This window comes from Paenibacillus sp. NEAU-GSW1 (assembly GCF_009737085.1).
Lineage (GTDB): Bacteria > Bacillota > Bacilli > Paenibacillales > Paenibacillaceae > Pristimantibacillus.
This window is the reverse complement of the sequence record NZ_WOVL01000038.1, coordinates 1-24,277: the sequence shown is the minus strand read 5'-3', so window position 1 is coordinate 24,277 and position 24,277 is coordinate 1. Positions and strand designations below refer to the sequence as shown.

General features: G+C 46.2%; 15 protein-coding genes and 1 pseudogene. 14 read left to right on the top strand and 2 right to left on the bottom strand.

All coding sequences use genetic code 11. The features are described 5' to 3' along the window. Nucleotides 1-3: 3 nt before the first annotated feature. Nucleotides 4-1,290, top strand: coding sequence for a helix-turn-helix domain-containing protein (locus GOM71_RS22020; RefSeq protein ID WP_367649747.1), 1,287 nt, complete (start codon nt 4-6; stop codon nt 1,288-1,290). A gap of 415 nt (nt 1,291-1,705) precedes the next feature. Next, nucleotides 1,706-4,384, top strand: coding sequence for an endo-1,4-beta-xylanase (locus GOM71_RS22010; protein WP_156285026.1), 2,679 nt, complete (start codon nt 1,706-1,708; stop codon nt 4,382-4,384). Nucleotides 4,385-4,497: 113 nt separating this feature from the next. Here GOM71_RS22010 and GOM71_RS22005 read toward each other — a convergent pair whose 3' ends face one another. Next, a complete protein-coding gene (locus GOM71_RS22005) occupies nt 4,498-5,253 on the bottom strand; it encodes a response regulator transcription factor (protein ID WP_156285024.1) in 756 nt (251 codons plus the stop codon). A 253-nt stretch (nt 5,254-5,506) separates the two neighbouring features. On the opposite strand from GOM71_RS22005, the gene GOM71_RS22000 reads away from it, so the two are divergent. From GOM71_RS22000 to GOM71_RS21955, 10 genes are all read left to right on the top strand, one after another. Then, nucleotides 5,507-6,514: a P-loop NTPase family protein gene (locus GOM71_RS22000; protein WP_156285022.1), complete on the top strand. Its 1,008-nt coding sequence runs from the start codon at nt 5,507-5,509 to the stop codon at nt 6,512-6,514. Nucleotides 6,515-6,544: 30 nt separating this feature from the next. Continuing rightward, nucleotides 6,545-6,994 carry a DnaJ family domain-containing protein gene (locus tag GOM71_RS21995; RefSeq protein ID WP_156285020.1) on the top strand — a complete coding sequence of 150 codons (450 nt, stop codon included), beginning with the start codon at nt 6,545-6,547 and terminating at the stop codon, nt 6,992-6,994. A gap of 33 nt (nt 6,995-7,027) precedes the next feature. Continuing rightward, nucleotides 7,028-8,293: an acyl-CoA thioesterase/bile acid-CoA:amino acid N-acyltransferase family protein gene (locus tag GOM71_RS21990; RefSeq protein WP_156285018.1), complete on the top strand. Its 1,266-nt coding sequence runs from the start codon at nt 7,028-7,030 to the stop codon at nt 8,291-8,293. 469 nt (nt 8,294-8,762) lie between these two features. Beyond that, nucleotides 8,763-10,559, top strand: a complete 1,797-nt coding sequence (locus GOM71_RS21985) for a cache domain-containing sensor histidine kinase (protein WP_156285013.1) — start codon at nt 8,763-8,765, stop codon at nt 10,557-10,559. A 75-nt stretch (nt 10,560-10,634) separates the two neighbouring features. Continuing rightward, complete coding sequence (locus tag GOM71_RS21980; protein ID WP_156285012.1) at nt 10,635-12,242, top strand: response regulator; 1,608 nt, start codon at nt 10,635-10,637, stop codon at nt 12,240-12,242. 197 nt (nt 12,243-12,439) lie between these two features. Then, nucleotides 12,440-13,807, top strand: a complete 1,368-nt coding sequence (locus GOM71_RS21975) for an ABC transporter substrate-binding protein (RefSeq protein ID WP_156285009.1) — start codon at nt 12,440-12,442, stop codon at nt 13,805-13,807. Nucleotides 13,808-13,884: 77 nt separating this feature from the next. After that, the gene (locus GOM71_RS21970; RefSeq protein ID WP_156285003.1) at nt 13,885-14,769 is read left to right on the top strand and encodes a carbohydrate ABC transporter permease; all 885 of its coding nucleotides are present in this window, start codon (nt 13,885-13,887) and stop codon (nt 14,767-14,769) included. A 91-nt stretch (nt 14,770-14,860) separates the two neighbouring features. Then, entirely contained in the window at nt 14,861-15,598 is a 738-nt protein-coding gene (locus GOM71_RS21965) for a carbohydrate ABC transporter permease (protein WP_253944976.1), read from the top strand. Between the two features lie 36 nt (nt 15,599-15,634). After that, complete coding sequence (locus GOM71_RS21960; RefSeq protein ID WP_216651804.1) at nt 15,635-21,103, top strand: sugar-binding protein; 5,469 nt, start codon at nt 15,635-15,637, stop codon at nt 21,101-21,103. A gap of 445 nt (nt 21,104-21,548) precedes the next feature. Continuing rightward, a complete protein-coding gene (locus GOM71_RS21955; protein WP_367649745.1) occupies nt 21,549-22,055 on the top strand; it encodes a cysteine hydrolase family protein in 507 nt (168 codons plus the stop codon). Here GOM71_RS21955 and GOM71_RS21950 read toward each other — a convergent pair. Further along, nucleotides 22,041-22,277, bottom strand: a complete 237-nt coding sequence (locus GOM71_RS21950; RefSeq protein WP_156284997.1) for a MerR family DNA-binding transcriptional regulator — start codon at nt 22,275-22,277, stop codon at nt 22,041-22,043. The two genes, GOM71_RS21955 and GOM71_RS21950, sit on opposite strands and share 15 nt — an antisense overlap. Before the next feature lie 115 nt (nt 22,278-22,392). Here GOM71_RS21950 and GOM71_RS21945 point away from each other — a divergent pair, with 115 nt between their 5' ends. Both GOM71_RS21945 and GOM71_RS21940 read left to right on the top strand, forming a co-directional pair. Next, the gene (locus tag GOM71_RS21945) at nt 22,393-23,364 is read left to right on the top strand and encodes an aldo/keto reductase family protein (RefSeq protein WP_156284995.1); all 972 of its coding nucleotides are present in this window, start codon (nt 22,393-22,395) and stop codon (nt 23,362-23,364) included. Nucleotides 23,365-23,689: 325 nt separating this feature from the next. After that, nucleotides 23,690-24,160: pseudogene (locus tag GOM71_RS21940) on the top strand (glycoside hydrolase family 3 N-terminal domain-containing protein); the annotation flags it as partial. Between the last annotated feature and the right edge of the window lie 117 nt (nt 24,161-24,277).

Genomic DNA, 24,277 nt, shown 5'->3' with positions numbered 1-24,277 from the left:
GTGATGCAAGAAATTGAGTATGAGAATCAGATGAGCCGGTTGCTGGAACAATCCCGCGAACAGCTCTATGCACTCGAGCAGATAGCACAAGGAGATTACATCCGACATCTGCTCCAGGAAAGTAAAGGGCATGGTCTGGACAGGGACAGGCTGATTGATGAGTTTCATAAAATGAGCATTGGCCTTGATCCTGCTTCTCCTATACTTCTTGTGATGGGACACTTATCGTATCCGAAGGGCGCCAATTATATTGAAAGAAGCGGTCTTCTTGCAAAGGCGCGAATGGTCTGCAATTCTTATTTGTCCGAGAAAATGAAACAAATCAGTATTGTCGACAGTCAAGGGGATCTCTTGTTGCTGCTGCAGCCCTCCGAGCATGCGGAAGAGAAGTTTTATAATCATCTGGTTCGCTATCTGGAAGGTACATTGGAATTAATTCAGGAGAGCTGCTTGCAATCACTTAGTTTGCCTGTAGCTTTCACGATAAGCGGTGCTTCCTGCGGATGGGATGAAATGAGCCAGCAATATAAACGGCTTCGTCATCTTCAGCTCATGAAAATCGGCGGTGAAGGAATAACGGTTATTGTGACTGACCGAGGGGAACAGCTTGAAGATTCGCATGAACTGTACAAGAAGAATGAAGGACAAGTAGCCCCGAAAGCGGAGGTTCTGTCAGCGTTTCTGGAAGCGGGTAAAGTCGAAAAATTTAACGAAATCTTTGAAGAATTAAGCATGGTGATGCTGTATGCGAACAGTCCTGTCCATAGAAAAATTGAAATCTATTATTCAATTGCGCTTATTTTGTATGCACATATTAACCGGTTGGGGCTAAGCAGCGAGATTAGTGATTACTATCAGCTGATGCGCCTGGATGAGCATTCTTCCATGCGAGAAGCCGTACAATACTTAAAGCAAGCAGCGGAACAACTGTTTAAAGTTAAAAGCCAGGAGAACAAAGAAAATGCGGCCACTGTCATTGATAGAATCTGTGACTATATCAATGAGCATTTAAGCGAAGATTTGTCTCTTGTCAGGCTGGCCGAGATCCATTATTTCAATCCTTCTTATTTATCCCGGTTTTTCAAACAGGAATGTGGTGTCAATTTATCTGAATACATTGATAATTGCCGTGTGAGAAGAGCCAAGGAGCTGCTCAAGGAGGATGAGCTCAAGGTGCGTGAAGTCGCTGTTGGCGTGGGCTATGAAGCGGCTCATTCGTTTACAAGATTTTTTAAAAAGGCTACCGGCATGACGCCTCAGGAATATCGGGACGCTCTCACCCAATCTTGATAGCTTTGGCGATGACCGGGCTTAAGCCGGATAAACCATTCATATCGATCGGCAACATCCCGGATCAACTGTTCATTAATGTCCCAGGTAAATGTGTTCCATGAATTCCATCCCATAGGTGGAGTTTGTTATTTGTATGGACAATTGTTGTTTCTGCTGCCGCTATGTTAATAAACAGCTAGTAACTATAACTTGAGCGCGTTCCAAATGGGAACGCGCTTTTATTGCTTTATTAGTGTGCGACATTTTCTATACCTTGGCAGGTGTTATACCAAAAGTCGACAGGTTGTTGCCTTTTTCTATAACCAATACACTTTTTAAGGAAGGAAGAAATAACGTCGTCTCGATATTCCCGCCGGCCTCTCAAAGGGTGGTTTTATGGAATATACAAGAAAAGCGAAAGGTGAGGTGTATTATGAAGAAAAAGGGTTTGAAGCGCTCTCTTTCAGGCGTGTTGGCCATCGCTCTGATGCTGGCGTCATTGTCGCTCAGCGTACTGCCGAAACAGGCAGAAGCGGAAGCAAGTTCAATGAAAATCGCAACAGATTTTGAGGATGGCACGGTTCAAGGCTGGCAAGGACGCGGAGGCAATGAAGTGCTCTCAGCTTTAGGAGCCGCTGCCCACACAGGGTCATACGGACTTCAGGTAACAGGAAGGACACAAAGCTGGAATGGCATGCAGCTCGATGTAACCTCCATTATGACGGAAGGGAAAACCTATGCGCTTACTGCATGGGTCAAGCTTCCGGCAGGAACAGCTGCCTCGTCGGTATCGATGACGGTTCAGCGTACTACGGACGGAAAAACGGATTATGAAGGGGTTACTTCCGGGAATGTAACAGCAGACGGTTGGGCGAAGTTTAGCGGTCAATATCAATTGAAGCAGCCGATCCAAAGTCTCTTCGTCTATTTTGAAGCATCCTCCAACCCAACATTGGATTTCTATATAGATGATTTTTCTATAGAGCAGCTTCCTGAACCGGGACCGATTGTTATACAGCAGGATATTCCATCCCTGAAGGATGAATTTGCCGATGATTTCATGCTTGGGACGGCACTACTGGTTAATGAGATCGAAGATCCCAATGGTCCCGATGCTCAGTTGATCAAGAAGCATTTCAACAGCTTGACTGCCGGCAATGAGCTGAAGTGGGATGCTACGGAACCTCAGGAGGGACAGTTCAACTTCACACGCTCGGACAAGATTGTTAATTTTGCGGTGGAGAACGGTATAGCCATGCGTGGTCATACGCTGATCTGGCATTCTCAAACCCCGGAATGGGTGTTCTACGATGAGAATGGAAACCTTGCAAGTAAAGAGCTGCTATTTGCAAGGATGAAGCGTCATATTGAGAATGTTGTTGGCCGTTACAAAGGCAAAATCTATGCTTGGGATGTTGTTAATGAGGTGCTTGAGCCTGGTGATAAACAGCCGGGCGGTCTCCGCAACAGCTTATGGTACAAGATCGCAGGAGAAGAATTTATTGAGAAGGCATTCCAATATGCACATGAAGCAGATCCAAATGCGAAGCTGTTTATCAATGACTACAATACGAATATGCCGGACAAGCGGCAGGATCTGCATGATCTAATTAAACGACTGAAGGATAAAGGAATTCCTGTTGACGGCGTTGGTCATCAGACGCATATAGGCATTGAGAGTCCGCAGGCCCAAGAACTCGATGACATGATTCAGGCTTTCACAGATTTGAACATTGAGCAGCAAGTAACAGAGCTGGATATGAGCGTCTATACCAATGACAACGATGCGTATGAGACATTCTCTCTGGAGCTTCAAGTAAAGCAGGCAAGGCGGTATAAGGAAATTTTCGATGTATTCAGGAAGCACGCAGATCAACTGACCGCCGTTATTTTCTGGGGTAAGGATGATTTGAATACTTGGTTGCGCACCTTCCCGGTCGACCGTAATAACTGGCCTCTGCTGTTCGACGAACGGCTGCAGGCGAAATATGCGTACTGGGCATTAGTAGATCCAAGCAAGCTTCCGGTAGATATTCAGAATACAACGGCGGCTAATGTCAAGGCGACTATTGATGGCAAGCTGGGGGATGGATGGAGCAAGTCTGCAGCCGTTTCCATACTAAACGAAGGAGCGCCTGTCGCAAAATTCAAGACGTTATGGGCTGCAGACCATCTTTATATTACAGTTGATGTATCGGATACAAGCACGAACGGAAATGATGCAGTAGAAGTATTTATTGATGGCAATAACGGTAAAACAACACAATACGAAGCGGATGACAAGAAATATACGTTCAGTCGGAGCGGGGAAAATTCAGGTAAACCTGCTGAATACAAAGCGGTTAAGCTCGCAGACGGATACCGGATCGAAGCGGCAATTCCGGTTGATGGCTTATCGCTGAATAAAAAGCTTGGACTTGATGTTCGGATTGTTAACAAGGAGGGCAGCACGGTAACGAAAACCTCCTGGAACGACAGAACGGCTTCGCAAGATTTCGATACGTCCCAATATGGCGTCTTAACTTTAATAGAAGGTCCGCAAGATACAAAGGCTCAAATGGGCACGCCAGTTATAGACGGCAATATCGATGCCCTCTGGAGCAAGGCAAACCTGATTACAACTGACAGATGGGTACAAGGGACAAACGGGGCTAAAGCAAAGGTCAGAACGCTCTGGGATGAAGGACGGTTATACGTACTCGCGGAAGTGACAGATTCGCTGCTTTCCAAGCTAAGTCCAAATGTATGGGAGCAGGATTCGGTAGAAATATTTGTTGATCAGAACAAAGCCGCAACTGCCAGCTATCAGGCTGATGATGGACAATACCGGATTAACTTCGACAACGAGCAAAGTGTGAATCCGGGCTCGCTAAGCGAAAATCTGGTGTCCGCAGTAAAACGTACGGCCAACGGTTATCTAGTCGAGGCCTCAATTAAATGGAACGGCACATCTCCGGCAGCTGGAGACATCATTGGCTTTGATGTTCAGGTGAACAATGATGAAGACGGAGACGGGGACCGTGACAGTGTGGCGATCTGGAATGACCGTTCCGGTCAGTCCTTCACGAACACATCCGGCTTTGGACTGCTGAAGCTGTTAGGAACAAAGTAAATGGTACGAACGAAAAAGCTTTCCATTAACCTGGAAAGCTTTTTCGTTCGTACTTTAACGAGACATTCCTTTCATTGCAAGCGCTTACTAAAATGACAATTCGTATAAATTCATTACGCATATACCGTGCTTTGCTTGCGGTACTCATTGGCGCTCGTGCCGGTGTATTCCTTGAACTTCTTATAGAACCAGTCAATTTCCGTGTATCCTACTTCATGTGCAATTTCGTAGATCCTCATATCTGTTTTCTCCAGAAGTAACTTAGCCTTCTCCATTCGCTGTTGAAGAAGATATTCGTTGAAAGACATGTTTTCCTGGTCTTTGAATTTTTGGCCAAGATAGGCGCAGTTGAAATGCAGTATGTTTGATATTTTTTTTAAAGTAATATTCACATGCAATTGTTCCTGAACGTATTGCTTGACGAGATCAATGATGGACGGATTCAGATTTTTTTTATTCTCGTAACGTAAGGTTAACCGCTTGGAGTGATTGGGCTGAACATCGAGCTCTTTCTTTACCCTGCACAGGCTGGCGGCCAAATCTTCCGGCTGTACCGGATCCGAAATGTAATCGCTTACTTGAAAGGCTAAAGCTTTTCTCATAATCTGGAAATCATCACTGCCTCCCAAAAGAATAATAGAGACTCGGCTATGCTCGCGAATCTGTTCACAGATTTGCATTCCAATAGCCTGAGAAGGTTTAAGATCTATAAGTATTAGGTCGAACATCTGTGTTTTAACAAGAGCTTGAGCGTCAAAGAGAGAATCCGTATAGGCACCAAGCTGGAAGCCATGCTGTTCCCATGGAAGCAGCAGTCTGGTTTCTTCTCTCGAAATATTGTCGGGATGAACAAGTAATGCTTTATACATAAAGCCGAGCCTCACTTTCTGTAAGTAGGTTTATCTCGAACGGATTATGGTTTTATTATTGTTCATTGCACAGGCAAGTGACAATGTGCATTTCTTTATCCATCATGCATTTGTTTACCTCTTGGGTTAACAGCTGCCTGACAATTCGCGTTATTCCTCGAAAACCTATAAATTGACAGGTCATTGACCTGAAATGCTTAGTTTACTTTTAAAAGAAATTATATTACTATAAAGAGTAATTAGGAGGGAGATTATGGATGACCTTCATTTAAATGTGTCACTTCTTCGAGCGCGTGTTCCTAACTTAACGGTAAACGCTAGAGAAATGGGTCTTCGGCCAGCAACCGTGTCCAATCTATGTACGGGTAAAATTCCGATAGGACGGGCAGAAGTTCAAACCTTAGCGAAGTTGGCAAGCCTGGCAGGTTGTACAATGGACGAATTAATTATTCGTGGCAGCCAAATGGGTATGATTGAAACCGGGATTAAAGTATTAGATTTATTAGCTCCTATTGTTAAAGGAGGAACCGTTGGAATAGTTGCGGGACCTCATACCGGTCAATTGGTGATGTTGGCGGAATTAATGAATCGGTTTAACAAAAATCATTTTGCAACAATATTTTGGAAACCAACTCATGACAGCATTGGAATTGATGAGGTGGTTCAAGAATCTGCAGTCACTTGTCATACGTTGGAACAGGTCTATAAGGAAATAATGGACTTCACAAAACATAGTGAGGTGATATTAGGCGCGGATCGCTCAATGGTACTGTCAGGAGAACTTTTTAACCTTAGTGAAAAGTTACAAGCTGCTGGGATAAGAAAAGTCACAACGATCTTGGTGGATACTGGATGGACGTCAGTCGATGAGGAACTACCGTACGGCCCGCTGGATACATTTATAAAATTCGACTCTGAATTAACCGCACGAGGCCTATATCCTGCTGTAGACCCCGTTATATCGACGTCTATTATTCTTGAGGGAGCTCAACTAGGGTCAATACATTCGTCCATTCAACAGCGTGCGAGAAAATTGCTGCGACGGTACCGTGAATTAAGACCAATCGTAGTATCTGAACGAGCAGATAAATTGCCTGAATCAGAGTTAAAGCAATACTACCGTGGAGAAAGATTGGAGGCCTATCTTTCACAGCCGTTTTATATCTCAGAGTCATATACTAAAAAAAACGGAGAATGGATTTCACTGCAAGAAACCTTAGAGGATGTAAGAAGAATTCTTGATGGCGGCACAGATCATTAAATCATATCCCGACTTGAAGGAGGATGAAGCGTGTTTTTCAAGAAAAGCAAAAAAACGAATAGTAAAATATCCCCACTTTCAAGAGATGTCATGGAAGATGCGCCTGCAACGATCATGAAGGAACGTGCATTCAATCATCAAATGGATGAGATCGTTTCCGACTATGAAAAACGCGGCGATTTAAAGGAGCTTCCGGGCTTCGGAAAACCGCTTAAAGTGGCAGAAGGCGATCCATTTCAAAGCATACTTAAAAATGCTAATTATTTACCCCCATGGTTAGAACTGCAAAAAGAAATTTGCAAGACAATAGAAGCATTGATCGATCAGATGGAGAATATGAACAAGACTGACCTTGAGCACAAGCTTGATGAAATCAATCAGGAAATAAAGAAATATAACCTTCAAGTCCCTTCGCGTTATATGCAAAGAATAATAATAACTACAGAAAATATTGCAGAACAATATCAGAAATGGCACTAAAACTAGCAATTTAAGTGAGTAGGTGAGATAGATATGATCAATAGTAAAATACAAATCAACCCTGAAAAAGGTCTTGTGGATGAGCCGGTGAAAATTAAATTAACTGGCTTTAATCCAAGTGAATTAGTGACGATAAGAGCAAAAATGAATCATCTATACGATATCGAAGTAACGGCAGAATCCTATGCTACGTATGTAACCGATGAAAACGGTTCGATTGATTTGGAAAAGCAAAAACCTGTTTCTGGGACATATGATGCTATTGATCCAATGGGATTATTTTGGTCGATGAACATGACCAATATGAAGTACCCACCTCCTGAAAACCTTTTAGAAATCGCACAAGTCCCATCAACAATTATTACTTTTTCCGCAGAAGCAAATGGAATAGTGTTGGCAACCGCCAACTTTGAACGGTTGTATACATCCCCAAGTATAAACATTCATTTATTAAATGAAGATAGTATGTATGGATTATTTTATTATCAACGAAAATCAGAACCTTCTCCGGTAATTGTTGTTCTTGGAGGCGGAGAGGGTGGATTGGCACCAGCAAGGAATTTTGCAGCCATTTTGGCTTCACGTGGATTTTCTGCTCTAGCCCTTTCCTATTTCAAATTTAAAGACCTTCCTGATTCGTTACAAGAAATTCCCTTAGAATATTTTGAAAAAGCAGTTGAATGGATTCAGAAACAACATTATGTGAGTGTAAGCAATATTGGTGTTTTCGGACGTTCAAAAGGAGCTGAACTTGCATTATTGCTTGGCGCTACTATCCCTCAAATAAAAGCAGTTGTTGCTTCTTCTCCCCATCCCTGTGTCTTTCAGGGGGTTCCAGGCAATCCGCGTTCCTTTCCAAAAGACGTTTCCTCTTGGTCTTATAGAGGTAATGCTTTACCTTATGTAAGATTCAAAGCCAATGAAGAACAAATGAATAGTTATTTGCAAAACGGACGGCTAAGGGAGATGTTTATTGAAAGTATAAAGGATAGGGAAGCCGTTAAAAATGCTGCAATCCAAGCAGAAAAAACCAATGGGCCAATTATGATTATCGGTGGCGAAGACGATGCATATGGTCCTCAATTTCACTATCATGACATGATCGAGAGTAGAATGAAGACGAACAATTTCCCATATACTTTTGAAAGTCTCAAATACGAAAATGCTGGACATCTGATTGGATTGCCATATGTACCGGCAACACAGACTTTTTTTAACGGCGGGACTCCTAAAAACAACGCATATGCATCCGTAGATTCATGGAATAAAGTGTTACATTTTTTTCAACAACATTTATAGAATAATATGGATTTTATGGTGTTTCACAATTACAAATCATGGATAAACAGCAGAGCCCCAAAGCTAAGAATAGAAGTGAAATTTTATTAAGCGAAGAAGTGAAATCGGAAGGGGCCGTCTCAAAAGTCATTAAATTGACGATGAGACGGCCGCTCTTTTTAGGTAAAGCAGCAACCTGCGAGTTCGAATGTTCTTCCGATCGCTATTGCTCGGGGATTCCTTTGAATCAACGAAATAGGGTTGGAATCCCCGAGCAAAAGCGAACGCTGACGCTTCTCCAGAATCATTCGAATTTCTCCGTTTGCCTTTAACCTGTAAATTAAAATCATAAGTAACACCAAAAAGAAGGGGAAGCATCCGAACATTTCAAGTTGACACTAAATAAACCTCTGCTATTCTGATGTAAAGGCGCTGTATCCACGCACTTCACATCAACTTTCTTATATAAGAGAAAGGAAGTAATCACGAGATGAAAGGGTTCTCGAAGTATATAGGCGGGATTTCCATTAAAAATAAAATATTCATAACGAATATTTTAATCATTGTCGTACTTATTTCCACTCAGTCGTTCTTTGCCAACACGATTTCACAGAAGGCTATTATTGAGAAAGCGATCAATAATTCATCCCGGGAACTTGTGCTCATCAATAACAACCTTCAAACCTTGTTATTTACAATTGAAGATTATTCCAAAATTTTGGCAAGCGATTATCGATTGCAGAACGTGCTTTATAACGATTTTTTATTAAACAATGAGTTCGATGCGAGCAAACCGGTTGAAGGCTTAAATAACCTCTCGATAAACAAAACCCTTTCAGAGACCATCAGCAATATAGTGGAGCCTAACACTAAAATTAAAGCGGTAAGCATCCTCACCTCGAATCATTACTGGGCAGACGTCGGGTTTGCCGATAACGCATACGCTTCCCGCATATTCGGTAACGGTTATGGCGCGGAGGATCGTGTCTATTTGCCCGCTTGGACCGGTTTGATCAAATTCAGATTCTTGTATGAAGGTGAAGACAATGTATTTGCGGTTTCCAAAACGGTCATTCACAAAGATACCGGTAAAACGATAGGCAGCGTTTTTTTATACGTGAAAGAAACGACTATTGCTTCGATTTACGAGGAAGGAAAAAATAAGGGCGGGGAATTTTATATCGTCGATTCCGCCGGCCGAATTATTTCCGCACAGAATAAAGCCATGTTATACCGGGATTTCAAAGAAGCCGTCTCCATAAGCATTCCCGACGATGGTAAAGACGCAAGCTTTATTCAAGGCAGCGGAAGTCAAGAAAAGTTGATACTCACTCATCGCTTCGCACCGTTGCAATGGACAATTGTAAGCGCTATCCCTATGGATGATATTACTTCGGAGCGGAAGGAAATCAATCAACTGATTATCGGGATCGGCGCAGCATGCTTGCTGCTGGCATTAATTGTATCCTTTTTATTGTCCCGATCAATCACGAGGCCCATCTTCCGGCTTGCCAAGACAATGAGAGAAATCCGAACGGGAAAGATGCAAGTCAGAAGCTCGTACCAATCAACAGATGAAATTGGATATTTAAGCGAGGGCTTCAATAATTTAATGGACCGCATTGAGGCGCTTATGGCCGAGAACGTCGAGAAACAAAGGACAAAGGCCGAGATCGAATTTAAATTGCTGCAATCGCAAGTGAAGCCTCATTTTTTGTACAATACGGTTGAAACCATTATTTCGCTCATTAAGCTGGGCTTTGGGAAGCAAGCCATAACGGCAGCCCAATACATGGCGAATTTCTATAAGATCTCGTTAAGCAAAGGCAACGATATTATATCGATAGGTGAAGAGATGCGTTTAACGGAAAGTTATTTGGAAATTCAGCAGCTTCGTTATGTGGAATATATGGCGTATACGATGGAAATCGACAATGAAATTATGACATATTCGATACCAAAGCTGACTTTGCAGCCAATCGTGGAGAATGCCATCTATCACGGGTTGAAGCTCAAAAAGGAAAAAGGAATCATACGCATTACAGGAAGGCGTTGCGGCAACAATGTGGAAATCGAAATTTACGATAATGGGGCTGGAATGCACAAGAATCAAACCAAGGCAATAATGGAAGGGTCCGGCGTTCCTGATGAAACCGGCGGATTTGGGATCAGAAGCGTATCCAATCGGATCCGAATGCTGTACGGGGACAGATACGGACTACAAGTTGAAAGCGAATACGGCGTTTATACAAAAATTATAATCGTACTGCCTCTTCGTCATCATTAGCTCCTGCCCGCATCCATGTGGCTGGCATCTCTAGTATCCGCATGTTAAGGATTGAATAGAACAGGAGGTCGGATCATGTACAAAGTGCTGATCGTCGATGATGAATATTACTTCAGGCAAGCCTTGAAGATTTCGCTGCCATGGGGTGAGCTGGGCTTTGAAATCGCGGGGGAAGCAAAAAACGGGGCGGAAGCGCTGGAGCTGATGCCCGAGGTAGAGCCGGATGTCGTGTTGGTCGATATGAATATGCCGATTATGGATGGATTGGAGTTTATACATAAAGCCAAGGAGCGCGACCAGAAAACAAAGTTTCTGGTTTTGTCAGGTCACAGCGAATTTGCGTATGCCAGACAGGCCGTGCAATTGGGGGTTTTTAACTACGTGCTGAAACCGATTAATGAAGAAGAACTCCAAAGCTCCTTAATGGATATGAAGGAGCTGATACAATCAGAGCGTCTGGGAGAGTTTGAATTGGACGACTTAAGAAAGCAGGCGAGCGAAGGTTTGTCTGTCATAAAGGAGCAAGTGCTAAACGGTTGGTTGCAGGGCAGCGGCAGCTCTAGAACGCGATCCGAACAGGAACGATTGCACGACTGGGGAATACCGCTCGAAGGATTGCATTATCGGGCGGTTGTCGTCGATCTGGATGAAATCGATGAGAACCATCTTGATGAGAGTATGCCCGTTTATAAAGCCAAGGTGCAAGAAATCGCTAAGCAATATATGCAAAACGCCTTTCACTGTATGAGTTGCCAAGATCATGACGGGCGTCTGGTTATGATTCTAGGATCGCCTGACGGCTCCTTCAACAATCTGGAAACGATTTGTGAAAGGATTCGATTAAACGTACAGAACGATATGGCCTGTACGATAACGATCGGATTAGGCATTGGCTGCGATACGTTTGAGTCGATCCCGCGTTCATATAAGGAAGCGTTGATCGCCTTGAAGCATCGGTTTGTATGGGGCGGAAACAAGGTGTTCGTTCATTCCTTACATGCGGAAACCGGGATGAAGGCCGGGTTGTTCTCGGTGGAAAAAAGAAGCGGCTTGCTGATGCTCATGCGAATCGGAAATATCGCCGAGACGGAAGAGTGGCTCATACGTTTTTTTCATGACGCTCGCGTTCATAAAGCTTCTATGGAAATGCTGCTCCTTGCCGGAATCGAAATCGTTTCCACATGCCTTGAATTTTTGGCTGAAGCGTCGCAAAGCTTTGAGGATGTCTTCCGAGATACGAGGCAACCCGACATGATACAACATGTTCAGCGAATGAAGACCTTCAACGAATTGGAGGAGTGGATGCGTGCTTTGATTTTAAAGGCGATGGATCATGTGCATAGCCGCAAAACCAATAAAGCCGTCAAAGTCATAGAGGAGGTTAAATCGTATATTTCGAGGCACTACGGCAATGAGGAATTGCGAATCGAAGACATCGCGAGAAGCGTTCATATGAATTACAATCATCTTTGCTTTGTGTTCAAAAAGGAGACGACCTTTACGATCAATGACTACCTGACCGAAATACGGATCATTAAAGCAAAAGAGCTGTTTGATCAGGGAGAGAAGGTTATCCAAAGCGTAGCGAACCGGGTGGGATATGCGGACGCCAATTATTTCAGCAAATGCTTCAAAAAATATATGGGGATCACGCCCAGCAAATATGTGAATCAAATCCAATAACTTATTTCCTGCAGACGTAAGACGAGAGTGAAAGCTTTCCTCTATCGTCTATTTTTTTGCCGTTAATTTTACTGTTGGCCCGAGAATAATCTCTGTACTAAATTTGGGAAGATTCGTAAAATTGTCTCAAGGTTGATAACGCTTTCAATAACTAGAGTCAACCCGATATCCGCGTCGACAAATTGGGGAGGTAAACAATGAAAACGAAGTCAAAGGCAGCAACTATGTTCCTTATGGCAAGCATTCTTCTGGTTTCTTCGGCATGCAGCAGCGGGAATGAAACAAAGTCCAACCAGCCGTCCGATAGTCCGTCGCCTTCGGCGGCAAGCACGGAAGATAACAAGGAGACTGTTGCGACGGACGGCAAAAAAATCAAGATGAGAGTTATTACGATTACGACGGACGAGAATCGCAACAACATCATGGAAAAATTCATCAAGCCTAACATTGCCGCTGCGCTTCCCAATCTTGAAGTCGAGTTTGAGCCCGGCGGCGGCGGCGAGGATATGGCAAACAAATTGAAGACGTTGAATTCGTCCGGGGATATGCCTGACGTATTCTGGAGCGATGCAGGCTTCTTTACCCCGCTGAAGAACACGGGCAGCATTCTGGATCTGACACCCTATATTTCCAAAGACGGCTTCTTGGACAAATATGCGGTGCCGGATGCGTTAAAGCATGTCGATAACGGAATTTACAGCCTATCCTCCGGAGCCGACACCTATTTCACCCCCGTCATCTTTTACCATAAAGACATGTTTGAGGAAGCAGGGGTTAAGGTGCCGACCACGTTCGATGAGCTGATTCAAATCTCGAAGACGCTCAAGAGTAAGGGCATGGTTCCAGCTGTGACTCCCGGCAAGGACGGATGGGGGCCAAAACTCTTCATGCTGCAGCAAATGATTCAAATCGGGGATCCGCAGGCGATGGCGGACCTTGTCAGCAACAAAACGGACTTTACGAATCCATCCGTCAAGGAAGGGGCGGCCCGCATCGAAACGCTGGTCAAGGAAGGCGTGTTCCCAGACGGCATAGCCAACCTGGATTACGGTCCGGCGATGGAGATGTTTACGTCCAAAAAAGCGGCAATGTTATGGATGTTTACTTGGGAGCTGCCAAATCTGGCCAAAGATGAAACGGTTGATTTCTTCCCATTCCCAAGCGCGAGCGATAAGTATGATCCTGCACAGACCGTACAGTTCTGGGGTTCTCCGGTTAACGGTTATGCGGTAAACGGCAAAACCGAGCATCCGGAAGAAGCCGTGAAGCTTGCCGAATTTCTGGCCATGGCGGATGCGCTATACTTCGAATCTACAGGAGCGCCAATATCCTTGCAGACCGGCAATCAGGCAAATAACAGGAGCCCGCTTATGCAGAAGTTCGTTGACTGGTACAATCCGATCCCTAATAAAATCGCGTCCTTTGCTCTTAATTCGCTGGATGCGAGAACCTCTGCCGAAATGTCTACACAGGGAGCGAACCTATTAACGGGCGAGTATGCAGCCGAAGATTTTAATGCCGCGATGAACAAAATTTGGGAAGAGAATACGTGGTTTAACAAGTAAAAGGCTCCGATAACAGCTGAATCCCCTTCGGTTAGTCCCGGGGGGATTTAGACACAAATTAAATGGTGGAGAGAACGATGAACAAGTACTTTAGCACCAAATTGTCCATATTTGTGTTTGCTTCCCCGGCATTGCTGCTATTTACCGTATTCTGCGTATATCCCTTGCTGCCGGAGATCTGGATGAGCTTGCATAAGCATGACGGATTTCGAAATTTGGGCTTTGTTGGTTTAGATAATTACAAAGATGTGATGGCTTCCCCATCCTTTTGGACCGCTCATAAAAATACGTATCTCATTGTAGCCGTCTCATTATTGCTGGGGCTGCCCCTATCCATGATGCTTGCGCTTTTTATGGATGCTCAAACACCAAAGTTTCGTCGATTCTTCAAGACGGCGGCGATGTTCCCCGCTATCTTGTCAGTCACAGTCGTTGCCCAGATCTGGCTGGCGTTCTACGAACCGAATTGGGGACTGTTTAACAGCATGCTCAACTCGTTAGGGTTGAGTTCCTGGACGCATTCGTGGTTGACGGAAAAGAAAACGGTAATGCCCAGCATTGGGCTGACATTTCTATGGCAATATATTGGTCTTAACGCGATGCTGTTTTATACAGGAATCAAGACCATACCCAAAAGCTACTATGAAGCGGCTTTGATCGACGGCGCCAATTTTGTTCAAGTCTGCTTACGAATTACGATCCCCTTGCTGCAGAATGTCATCAAATACGTACTTATTCTGTCTACCTTAGGCTCGATGGCTTTCTATTCGCATGTAAGAGTCATGACGGCAGGAGGCCCGGGCGACACATCCAGGACGGTCATCTACCAGATGTATTATACGGCATTTGATACTTCCGAGTTCGGCAAAGGTACTGCGATTGCCGTTATCTTTATTCTGGAATGCCTATTGATCTCCTTTGTCATCCAAAGGTACGTAGCTAGGGAAAAACTAGAGTTTTAAGCTGGGGGGGAGTTTTCTGAAAGTATTAAGTCGGGTGTTTTGGGCAGCCGTCGGATGCAGTTTTCTGTTTCCCTTATACTGGATGGTAACGATGTCGTTGAAGTCCAAAAGCGAAGCTTACGACAATCCTTTTGGCGTACCGTCTTCCTTGGATTGGCTGAACTTCAGCGAAGCGCTGTCCAAATATCATTTTTACACGTATTTCGAGAACAGCTTGATTTATACCGCAGGCACAATTGCCATTACGTTGACAACGGGCAGCATGCTTGCTTATTGCCTCAGCCGCATGCAATGGAAATTCAATTCGGCGGTGCTGTTCTATGTATCTATGGGACTAATTGTCCCTATCGAGGTAGTTGTTATTCCTTTATTCCAGCTGGTAAAAGGGATGCATATCAAAAATAGCTATTTAGGTCTTATCCTGCCGTATTCCGGCTTCGCTATTGCTTCTTGCGTATTGATGCTGTATGCCTTTCTCCGTTCGTTGCCCAAGGAGCTGGAAGAAGCGGCATGCATAGACGGAGCGAATGTCTATCAAACGTATATAAGAATTATATTTCCAATCGTGATGCCGGCGCTGGTGACGCAATGCGTCCTTATATTCATTCGGATCTGGAACGAATTCCCGCTAGCTTTTATTATTGCCTCCAAGGATCAATTTCGGCCGCTTACCGTGGGATTGCTTGGTTTCTTTGTCAATGTGGGAGTTACGGATTGGGGGTTAATCGGCGCGAGTATGCTGCTGTCCAGTTTGCCTATGATTATCGTTTATTTGGTAGGCAACGAGAAGATCGAAAATGCTTTGACTGCAGGGGCCATTTTGAAGTGAATTTGATAAAAATTGACTTACATCCAAGGAGGTTTTATGGAAGTGAGAAGAAGATCGTTCACTTGGCTTATGATTTTCGTAATGGTATTTTCCATGCTGCCCTTATCAAGGCCGGTAGTCTCGGCTGACAGTGCGCCAAGTACTACTATCTATGTTGCTGCAAATGGCAATGATAACGCAGGCGACGGAACAAAAGAAAAGCCGTACAAAACGCTTGCCAAGGCAAAAGCAGTAGTAAGGACTCTGCCTAAGACCGGCGGTGATATCGTCGTTCAAATTGCCGATGGATTTTATTCGCTTGATGAAACCCTGGTTTTTAACAAGGATGATTCCGGAAGTGCAAGCAGCACGATTCGCTATGAGGCGGCGCCGGGTGCGAAGCCGGTAATCAGCGGCGGTGAAATGCTGGAAAAAGGCGTATGGACAGAAGCCGTTGGCCTTACCCAGACTGGCAGCTTAAAGGCGTATAAAACGACACTGAACCGGAGCGAAAAGTTGCGCGCGATCTATGTAAACGATAAGCGCGCGAACATGACGCTGAGCCCGCAAATCGTTTCGGCCAACAGAACCGTCGCCGGCACCCCCACTGTCAGCTTTACCGCTGACGGCAACCCTTGGGCGTGGCAGAACGGCAGCAACATCCGGGCGGGTATCGTATTCGACGCCAGTGTAGGTCTGACGGTGGAAACGAAAAACCCCCAAAACATCGAAGCCGAAAGCATGGGAGGCTCAACCGCCAGATGGGCGAGGCCTTTCGTCACCTTCGCGTCGATCGAACAGGCGCCGGCAGCGAGCAACAAGCCCGGCGGTGTCATGCTCCGGTTCCAGATGCCGTATGGGGCGATTTCGCAGTCTTTGAGCAATAACACGCAATACAATCCAGGCAACAATCAAGTAATCCGCAACGCTTTCGAGTTCTTCAACAAACGCGGAGATTTTTATTTCGATCAGGCGGAAAGTACCCTTTATTACATCCCGCTTGAAGGCGAGGATATCAATACCGCCGACGTGGTCATTCCAAAGCTTGAAACGGTCCTCGATATTAGAGGAATCCCAGCAGGAGATCGGTTGAACCCTGTTGAGGGCTCGGATGACGGACGCGTCAAAAACATAACCTTTAACGGGCTGACATTTGCCCATACCGACTACAAACTGTATGAACTGACGGGCACCTATACACTTAGTGACGGATCCGGTCCGGTAACGACCAGTTCCCGCGGCTACGCGTCCGTTCAGGGCTCTATTGTGAACACCGTTTACTTCCCCAGCAGCATAAACTGGCATGAGACTTTCTACCGAGGGTATGACATACCGCCGGCAGCGGTAATGATTAACGCAGCGAGGAACATCAAAGTGCTGAATGGCGAGATCCGGCTAACAGGATTTAATGGCATCCATGTGGAAAACGATGTCAAGGATATCGAAGTCACGGGCAACTATATCGCAGATACGCTCGCTTCCGGCATAAATATCGGACATCCGCAGCATATCTATGAAAACGATGAGCCGATTAAGCATGAATCCAGCGTTTCGGTCTCTGGAACGCCAATACGGAACTGGGCTGGCGTTAACAAGGAAAAATTTACGGCGGGTACGGAAGCCGTGCCGGAAAATATTTATATTACAAATAACTTTTTGTACAGAACGTGCTACGGATTCCCGGGCGCCAACGCGCTGGCCTCCTTCTACACAACGAATATGCAGGTACTTCATAATTATATTTATGATACGACTTACGGCGCCATGAGCATCGGCTGGGGCTGGGACGAGTACGATGGGTTCGGCTTTACCGCTCATGGTACTGACAAGAACGGCAGCCCTTACCATGGTACGCACGAAACGAGTCTCGCAAGGTCTCCTGAAATTACTACGACCTCGAGAAATAACAAAATTAATTATAACCGGATAGAGGAAATTTGTACGATCGTTAATGACTCCGGAGCCATTTACTCTCTGGGACGGCAAGGTGATCCTGGTAATATGCCGGGTGGAGGGACATGGGATACGATCAATAATTTGACAAATACCCTCGTCACCGACAAGAACAGTAACTGGCATCCTGACAACTGGACTAATTACACGGAGATGAACTACAACTTCCTTGACCCGAATCCAACTGGCAAACCCACGACCTCCAACAACTGGACGAACGGGTTCCATCCCGACGAAGGAAGCACGTTCATTAAGATGATAGGCAACGTCGTCCAATCAAAGCTCTCGCATGCTCCCGGACAAAGCCGTCTTTATGAGTTTAACAACTGGAAGCGCAAAAGCGATATGATTGCCGTCGGAGGTTACGTGGACGGAAATAACAACCAGAATGGCGCTCCTAGAATTGGTTACGACAATTACAAAAGTGAAGACCGCATTTGGCCGGTTAGAGGCAACGAAATCGTGTTGAATTCGGGTCTTACTAACGAATATACGCATATGATCCCAAGAAGCCTCATTGCCGACACCGAGTTTGAGCTGGCTTCCCACGTCATCATGGCTAAGGGGGAAAAGCTGAACCGCAGAGGTCTGCTAAAGGCTGAAGATACGGTTTGGCTTGCGCCTCCGAACACAACCGTCTTTAATGAAGGCAGTACGATGACAAAAGCTGCCGGCGACGAAAAATTTATCGAAGCTCCCTCTGTGCCAGGAGAATACAAACTATATATCGTATATGATGACGGTAGAGAAACAGCTGCTTCTAAGTATACGTTATACGTCGACCTGAGCATGTCATCGATCAATGTGGAAGACGGGCAAAATTACGAAGTTTCAGCGGTACGGCCTCTTGAGCTGACTTTAAGTGAAGACAACACTTATACGCTTAACGGCAATCCCGTGGTGAGCGGTTACAAAATCGCCACCGAAGGAAACTGGACTTTGGTAGTCAGCGCTCCGACGGGGGCGAATTCCAGAACCATCAACTTTACTACTACAGTATCGGTGGCAAATAAGCTGCTCCTGGCTAACGTGTCAGTAGCCCCTGGCGGGACTGTCAGGTTCGCGTACGATTTGAACGACGCGACTAAGAAGATATGGATCTCCTCGTCGAGCGGCGGACATTTTGATGGAGGCGACGATGAAACAGTAGCTTCTGGCGATGTAATCGCGATGAAAGCGCCTATGTTGCCAGGTCCATACGTCATTTATGTACTGGCGGAAGACGGCGAAGTACTAAGTCAGTCGCACGCTAGTGTTGTAGTAAGGGATATGACGCCTGTCGATATTCCTAGAAATGGTCTTGATTTATGGCTCAAAGCCGATGAGGGTGTGGAACGAGACAGCAGCGGCAACGTGACTGGATGGACTAATATGGGAAGCGTCCCAGCGAAGCTTGTCCCAGCGAACGTCGCTGGCAGCGGCGGCGATGGTCTCGGAATACCAAACGGCAACCCAAAAATAAAGAAAGATGTATACGAGTATGTAGAATTTGACGCTAACTCAAGGCCGTTAAAAGCTGCAGGCTTTAAAGATTATAACGGCAAAACGGAAATGACGATTTACACGCTGGTTAAACCAACAACTGCAGCCAACAACTCCAGCGACCAAAACGGTCTTGTTTACTTCGGATTAAACGAGTCTTACGAAACATGGGCCGCCAACGATGGCTGGAGCGGTATTAATCTCGGTGTTGGAACAAATAGAGTTAATATTCGCTTTGGTAACGCTGATGGCAGCGTAGGAGGCGGTGGGCAACAAATTTCAACCGCAGCTACAAACGGTCTGGTCAGTGTTCGGGCGCAGCTTAACGGAAATACGAGAACTGTATTTGTTGATAACACCGTCATTGGCACCCCTGGAACTAACGCTAAGCCTCTATATGGGAACAGATCGGATCTGGCCGTCGGTTACACGATGTCGTCTGCAACTCCATTCCGTTTCATGGGTGAAGTGTTGCAGGTTCTTATCTACGACAGAGTGCTGACAGCTGAAGAAGTTACAAAAATAGAAGCCTATTTTAACGACGTTAAGGCAGGCAGAGGCGGATCCGCGAACGCAATTGACGAAGTGGTCGACAAAACCTTGCTGAACGCCCTCATAGAGGACGCCAATAACCTAGATCAAACGATTTATACTAGCGGTTCATGGAACGCTTTTGCAAGCGCTTTAACTGAGGCCCAAGCTGCAGCTTCGAATGCTGAGATCAGTCAGGAAGCAGCGGACAATTCGTATTACGCGCTGCGTAACGCGTTCAAAGCGCTGCAACTGTTGCCTAGCGGCGTTGGGACCGCCGCATATGGTACGCCTGTTCTCGGCGGCTCCGAGCTCGACCCGCTCTGGAATACGACCATCACGCTGCCGATTCTTAAGCACCTGACTATGGTGAACGGTCCGGCGGACGGCTCCGCTAAAGTGCTATGGGACGATAATAACCTGTATGTGCTGATGCGTGTAAAAGACCCTGTGCTTAACAGCAGCAGCGGCAACGCGCATGAGAAGGACTCGGTCGAGATCTTTGTGGATGAGACCAACAGTAAACAAACCTCCTACGGCACAGGCATGGGACAATACCGTATTAACTATCTAAATGAGAAAAGCTTTAATCCAGGCAGTATCAGTGCGGGTTTTGAGTCTTTTGCCAAAGTCGTGGATGGCGGTTACTTCATTGAAGCAAAGATCCCATTCAAAGCTGTTGTTCCTGCGGCTGATCATGTAATTGGATTTGATTTGCAGATCAATGACGCGAAAGCAGAGGGCAGCCGTCAGGACGTTATCATGTGGCACGACGAGACCGGAGAATCCTGGATGAACGGTTCACACTGGGGTGTGGTTCAACTTTTGGGAGAGCCGGATACAGAAGAGCCGGATACAGAAGCGCCGGTTACCGAGGCGGCCGCTGCCGGGGAAGAACGGAACGGCTGGCACGTATCAAGCGTAACCGTGACGCTTTCCGCCTCCGATAACGGTGCAGGCGAGCTGCGGACCGAATACCGTATGGACGACGAGACGGATTGGAGCGTTTACGAAGGACAGATCGAGCTGAGCGCGGATGGCATTCATCGCGTGTCATACCGCAGCGCGGACGCCGCCGGCAACGTCGAGGAGATGAAGATGCTGGAGGTCCGGATTGACCGGACGCCACCGTCGATCGCCTTCGAAGGTGCGCGCGCCTACGCGATCGACGAGCTCGTTGTTGTGACGTGCACCGCAGCGGACACCATCTCCGGCGTCGTGTTCGACCCTTGCGCCCTCCCGCTCGTCAACGCTCCGGCAATTGAGCTCGGCGTCGGAACGCACGAACTAACTGTCAGCGCAGAAGACGCGGCCGGCAACGTCGGGACCGCGACCGCAGCGTACGAGGTCGAAGCGCCGGACACTGCCTTGCTCGTGCGCCTGATCAAAGCATACGTGTCGGGCGACGGCGAGCAAGGCGTCGAAAACTCGCTGGTCACGAAAGCGGAGCATGGCAACTTTGACGCCTTCGCGAACCAGGTGGCGGCGTTAACCGGCAAGCGTCTGACGGAGGAGCAAGCGGCGTTGCTGCTGGCCGTCGCGGAGCTGCTGCAGTCTTAACGAAAGCGGAAGGGGGTTGCCGCAAGTCATGGAAGGCATGGGGGTTACTCAAGCATTTGGACCTCGTTAATCATTTAATTGTCGTTGATGACAGTAAATAATCTGAGGGAAAAGACCGATTTAGTCTTTCGACTGAATCGGTTTTTTACATCGGGTTGTGTCCAAAACGTCAAAAAATTCTTAATGAATATAGTAAAACAGTCTGGCCCCGAAGTACCTCGTATTAAGAATGCCGCTATAGAACAAGATGAAAAGTGGGCGTGTTTTGAGTCTGCGGCACGTAGTTCTTCGGGACATAAAGTTCGTTTTTGAACCAGTCAAAAAAGCTATTCGTTCGCCGATTCAGGATAAAATCATGCTATGTTTCCAGCATTTCATGATCGTTAAAATCGATCTTGATGAATGTGTGGTAAATATATACACTTTAACCATTACCTCGTTGGAAATGGAGTGGTTTAAGAGGATGAAGATGGCGCTTTTGATCTTGGATATGCAAAAGCATTTTCTGCAGGAGAAAATGAAAGAGTTTAAGGTTCCCAGAGCTTGCATCTACATCAATTACGTGGCCGATTTGCTGCGGTCCAAGGGTCATTGCGTCATTCATGTACAGGATGTGGAAGGAGCGGATGAATCGAATATGGAGGCGATCGGTTTCCTGCCCGAGATCGAAATTCATCCCGGCGATAAACGGATCTCCAAGCAATATGCTAACGCTTTCTGGAAAACGGACCTTGAACAGATTCTTCACGAAAGCGGGGTCGACTTGGTTATTGTCTCCGGATTCGCGGCAGAGCAATGCGTGTTGTTCACCTATAATGGCGCGCTCGAAAGAGACTTCAAGTGTGTCATGCTCCAGAACGGGATTATTAGCTCCAAGGATGACATTATTGTCGCAACGTATCGCGACCGTGATTTAATATCCGATCCGGTGATCGCCTCACTCGTGGAATAATACACTGTTTGTTTGGGCATTCGACAGAGAGATAGCGTAATTGTAAATATAAGAGAACCTTTGCGTCATTTGCCGCTGCCCGGGAAATCTCCAGTCTGAATATTTGCGGGTACCGCGATCGGTTCTTTTTAATAAAGGCATCAGTCCTTCCTTGTCATAATATCGCAGTGTTGAAGCGGGTAATTGCGTACGCTCTGAAACCTGTTTAATTGTATATTCCATATGAACCGCCTTTTCTGTAAAAAATCAAATAGACCCTTGACTTAAAGTCAACTTTAACCTTTATGCTGAAATGGATCAATAAATCTTTTTTGAAATCAGATTAGGAGTGAATGAGATGAATTATAGAAGACTTGGAAAAAGCGGGCTTAAGGTGAGTGAGATCGGCCTTGGAAGCTGGCTGACATACGGATCGGCAACGGCAGAGGAAACAGCGCAAGCCTGTATTCGCAAAGCTTATGAGTTAGGCATCAATTTCTTTGATACGTCTAATTCTTACGGCGGCGCGGAGCAAGTGATGGGCAGCGCTTTGAAGGCGTATCCGCGAAGCAGCTATGTAATTGCGACGAAGCTATTTTTCCCGCAGGGCGATGGACCGAATGAAAGGGGGTTGTCACGAAAACATATTATGGAGCAATGTGATGCCAGTCTAAAGCGTCTAGGTACGGATTATATCGACTTGTACCAATGCCATCGTTTCGATAATGATACACCGGTCGAAGAAACGCTTCGCGCTCTAGATGATCTGACGGCTCAAGGCAAAATATTGTATGCCGGCGTTAGCGAGTGGTCGGCAGCGCAAATTGCGGATGCGGCTTCGATAGGCGGAAGGTTGAATTTGCGTCCCTTGATCTCCAATCAACCGATCTATAATATGTTCGAACGTTATATAGAAAGAGAAAATGTAGTCAAGCAGTGCGAAACGGAAGGACTGGGGCTGGTTGTATTCTCGCCGCTGGCGCAAGGCGTGTTGACTGGCAAGTATAAACCGGGGCAAGCCATTCCGCAAGAGAGCAGAGCGGCTAATGACAAGACAAATGGTGTCATTAACAGCTACCTGCGAGAGGATGTGCTCGCTTGTACGGTTAAGCTTGAAGAGCTGGCCGCAGAGCTCGGAACGACGTTATCCCAATTTGCTCTTGCATGGGTGCTGCGCCAGCCCAATGTGGCCTCGGCCATTATCGGCTCCAGCCGTCCTTCCCAAATCGAAGAGAATATTAAAGCAATCGAAGTGGAATTGACAGACGAAGTGCTTGCACGTACGGAAGAGATCTTGTCCGAGGTCAGCGGATTTGCACCATTAAGATAAATTGACTTGTAATGATCCTTCTAAATGACAAATATATATCCTTAGGCACCCGGATTTTTCTGGTTGGCTTTTTTTTAGGAGGTCGCGAAAAATGTGTCTATATAATGCTATTTTAAGTCTCAAAAATCAAGGCATGCTCGTAATACTCTATTATACTAGGAGGTGCAGGCGGGTTTACGGGGTATTAATCGCTATGTAAGCGATAGGAAACAGCGTTCACTCCGCTTCGCTCGCGCATTTTGGTGTGAGTATCAAACAGCCGAGTCGGTTATAGATGGTGTATAAGTAACTTTAATGTTTTTAGAGATCCGAGGAGTGTGACGAAATGAGTATTGACAAGACCAACCCATATTGGAATCCAGACCTGCCGCTCGAGGATCGTGTGAACGACCTGATCGCCCGACTGACGCTGGATGAGAAAATCGGGCTTATGCCGCAGTATCAGATCGCAGTAGAGCGTCTGGGCGTACAAGCGTACAAGCATGGCACGGAGGCGGCACACGGCATGGCATGGCTTGGGGAGGCGACCAGTTATCCGCAGCCGATCGGCCTAGGTTGTACGTGGGATAAAGAGCTGCTTAACAGAATCGGCAGCGCGATAGGCGACGAAGCCCGCGGCTTCTACAAGCAGAATCCGACTTTTAACGGCTTGACGCTCTGGGCTCCGACGGTAGACATGGAGCGCGACCCGCGATGGGGCCGGACGGAAGAAGCGTACGGCGAGGATCCGGTGTTGGCCGGCAAGCTGACTGCAGCACTCTCGAAAGGCATTCAGGGGGACCATCCTTTCGTATTATTAGGTCAACCAGAGATTACTGGTTGGCCTTTTTTAATGGTCGTTTTATGATGGCGGTAGCCGGGAGAACGTGACAGCCCCTGGGGAATTACCCCGTACTAAAAACAGTTCTCCCAC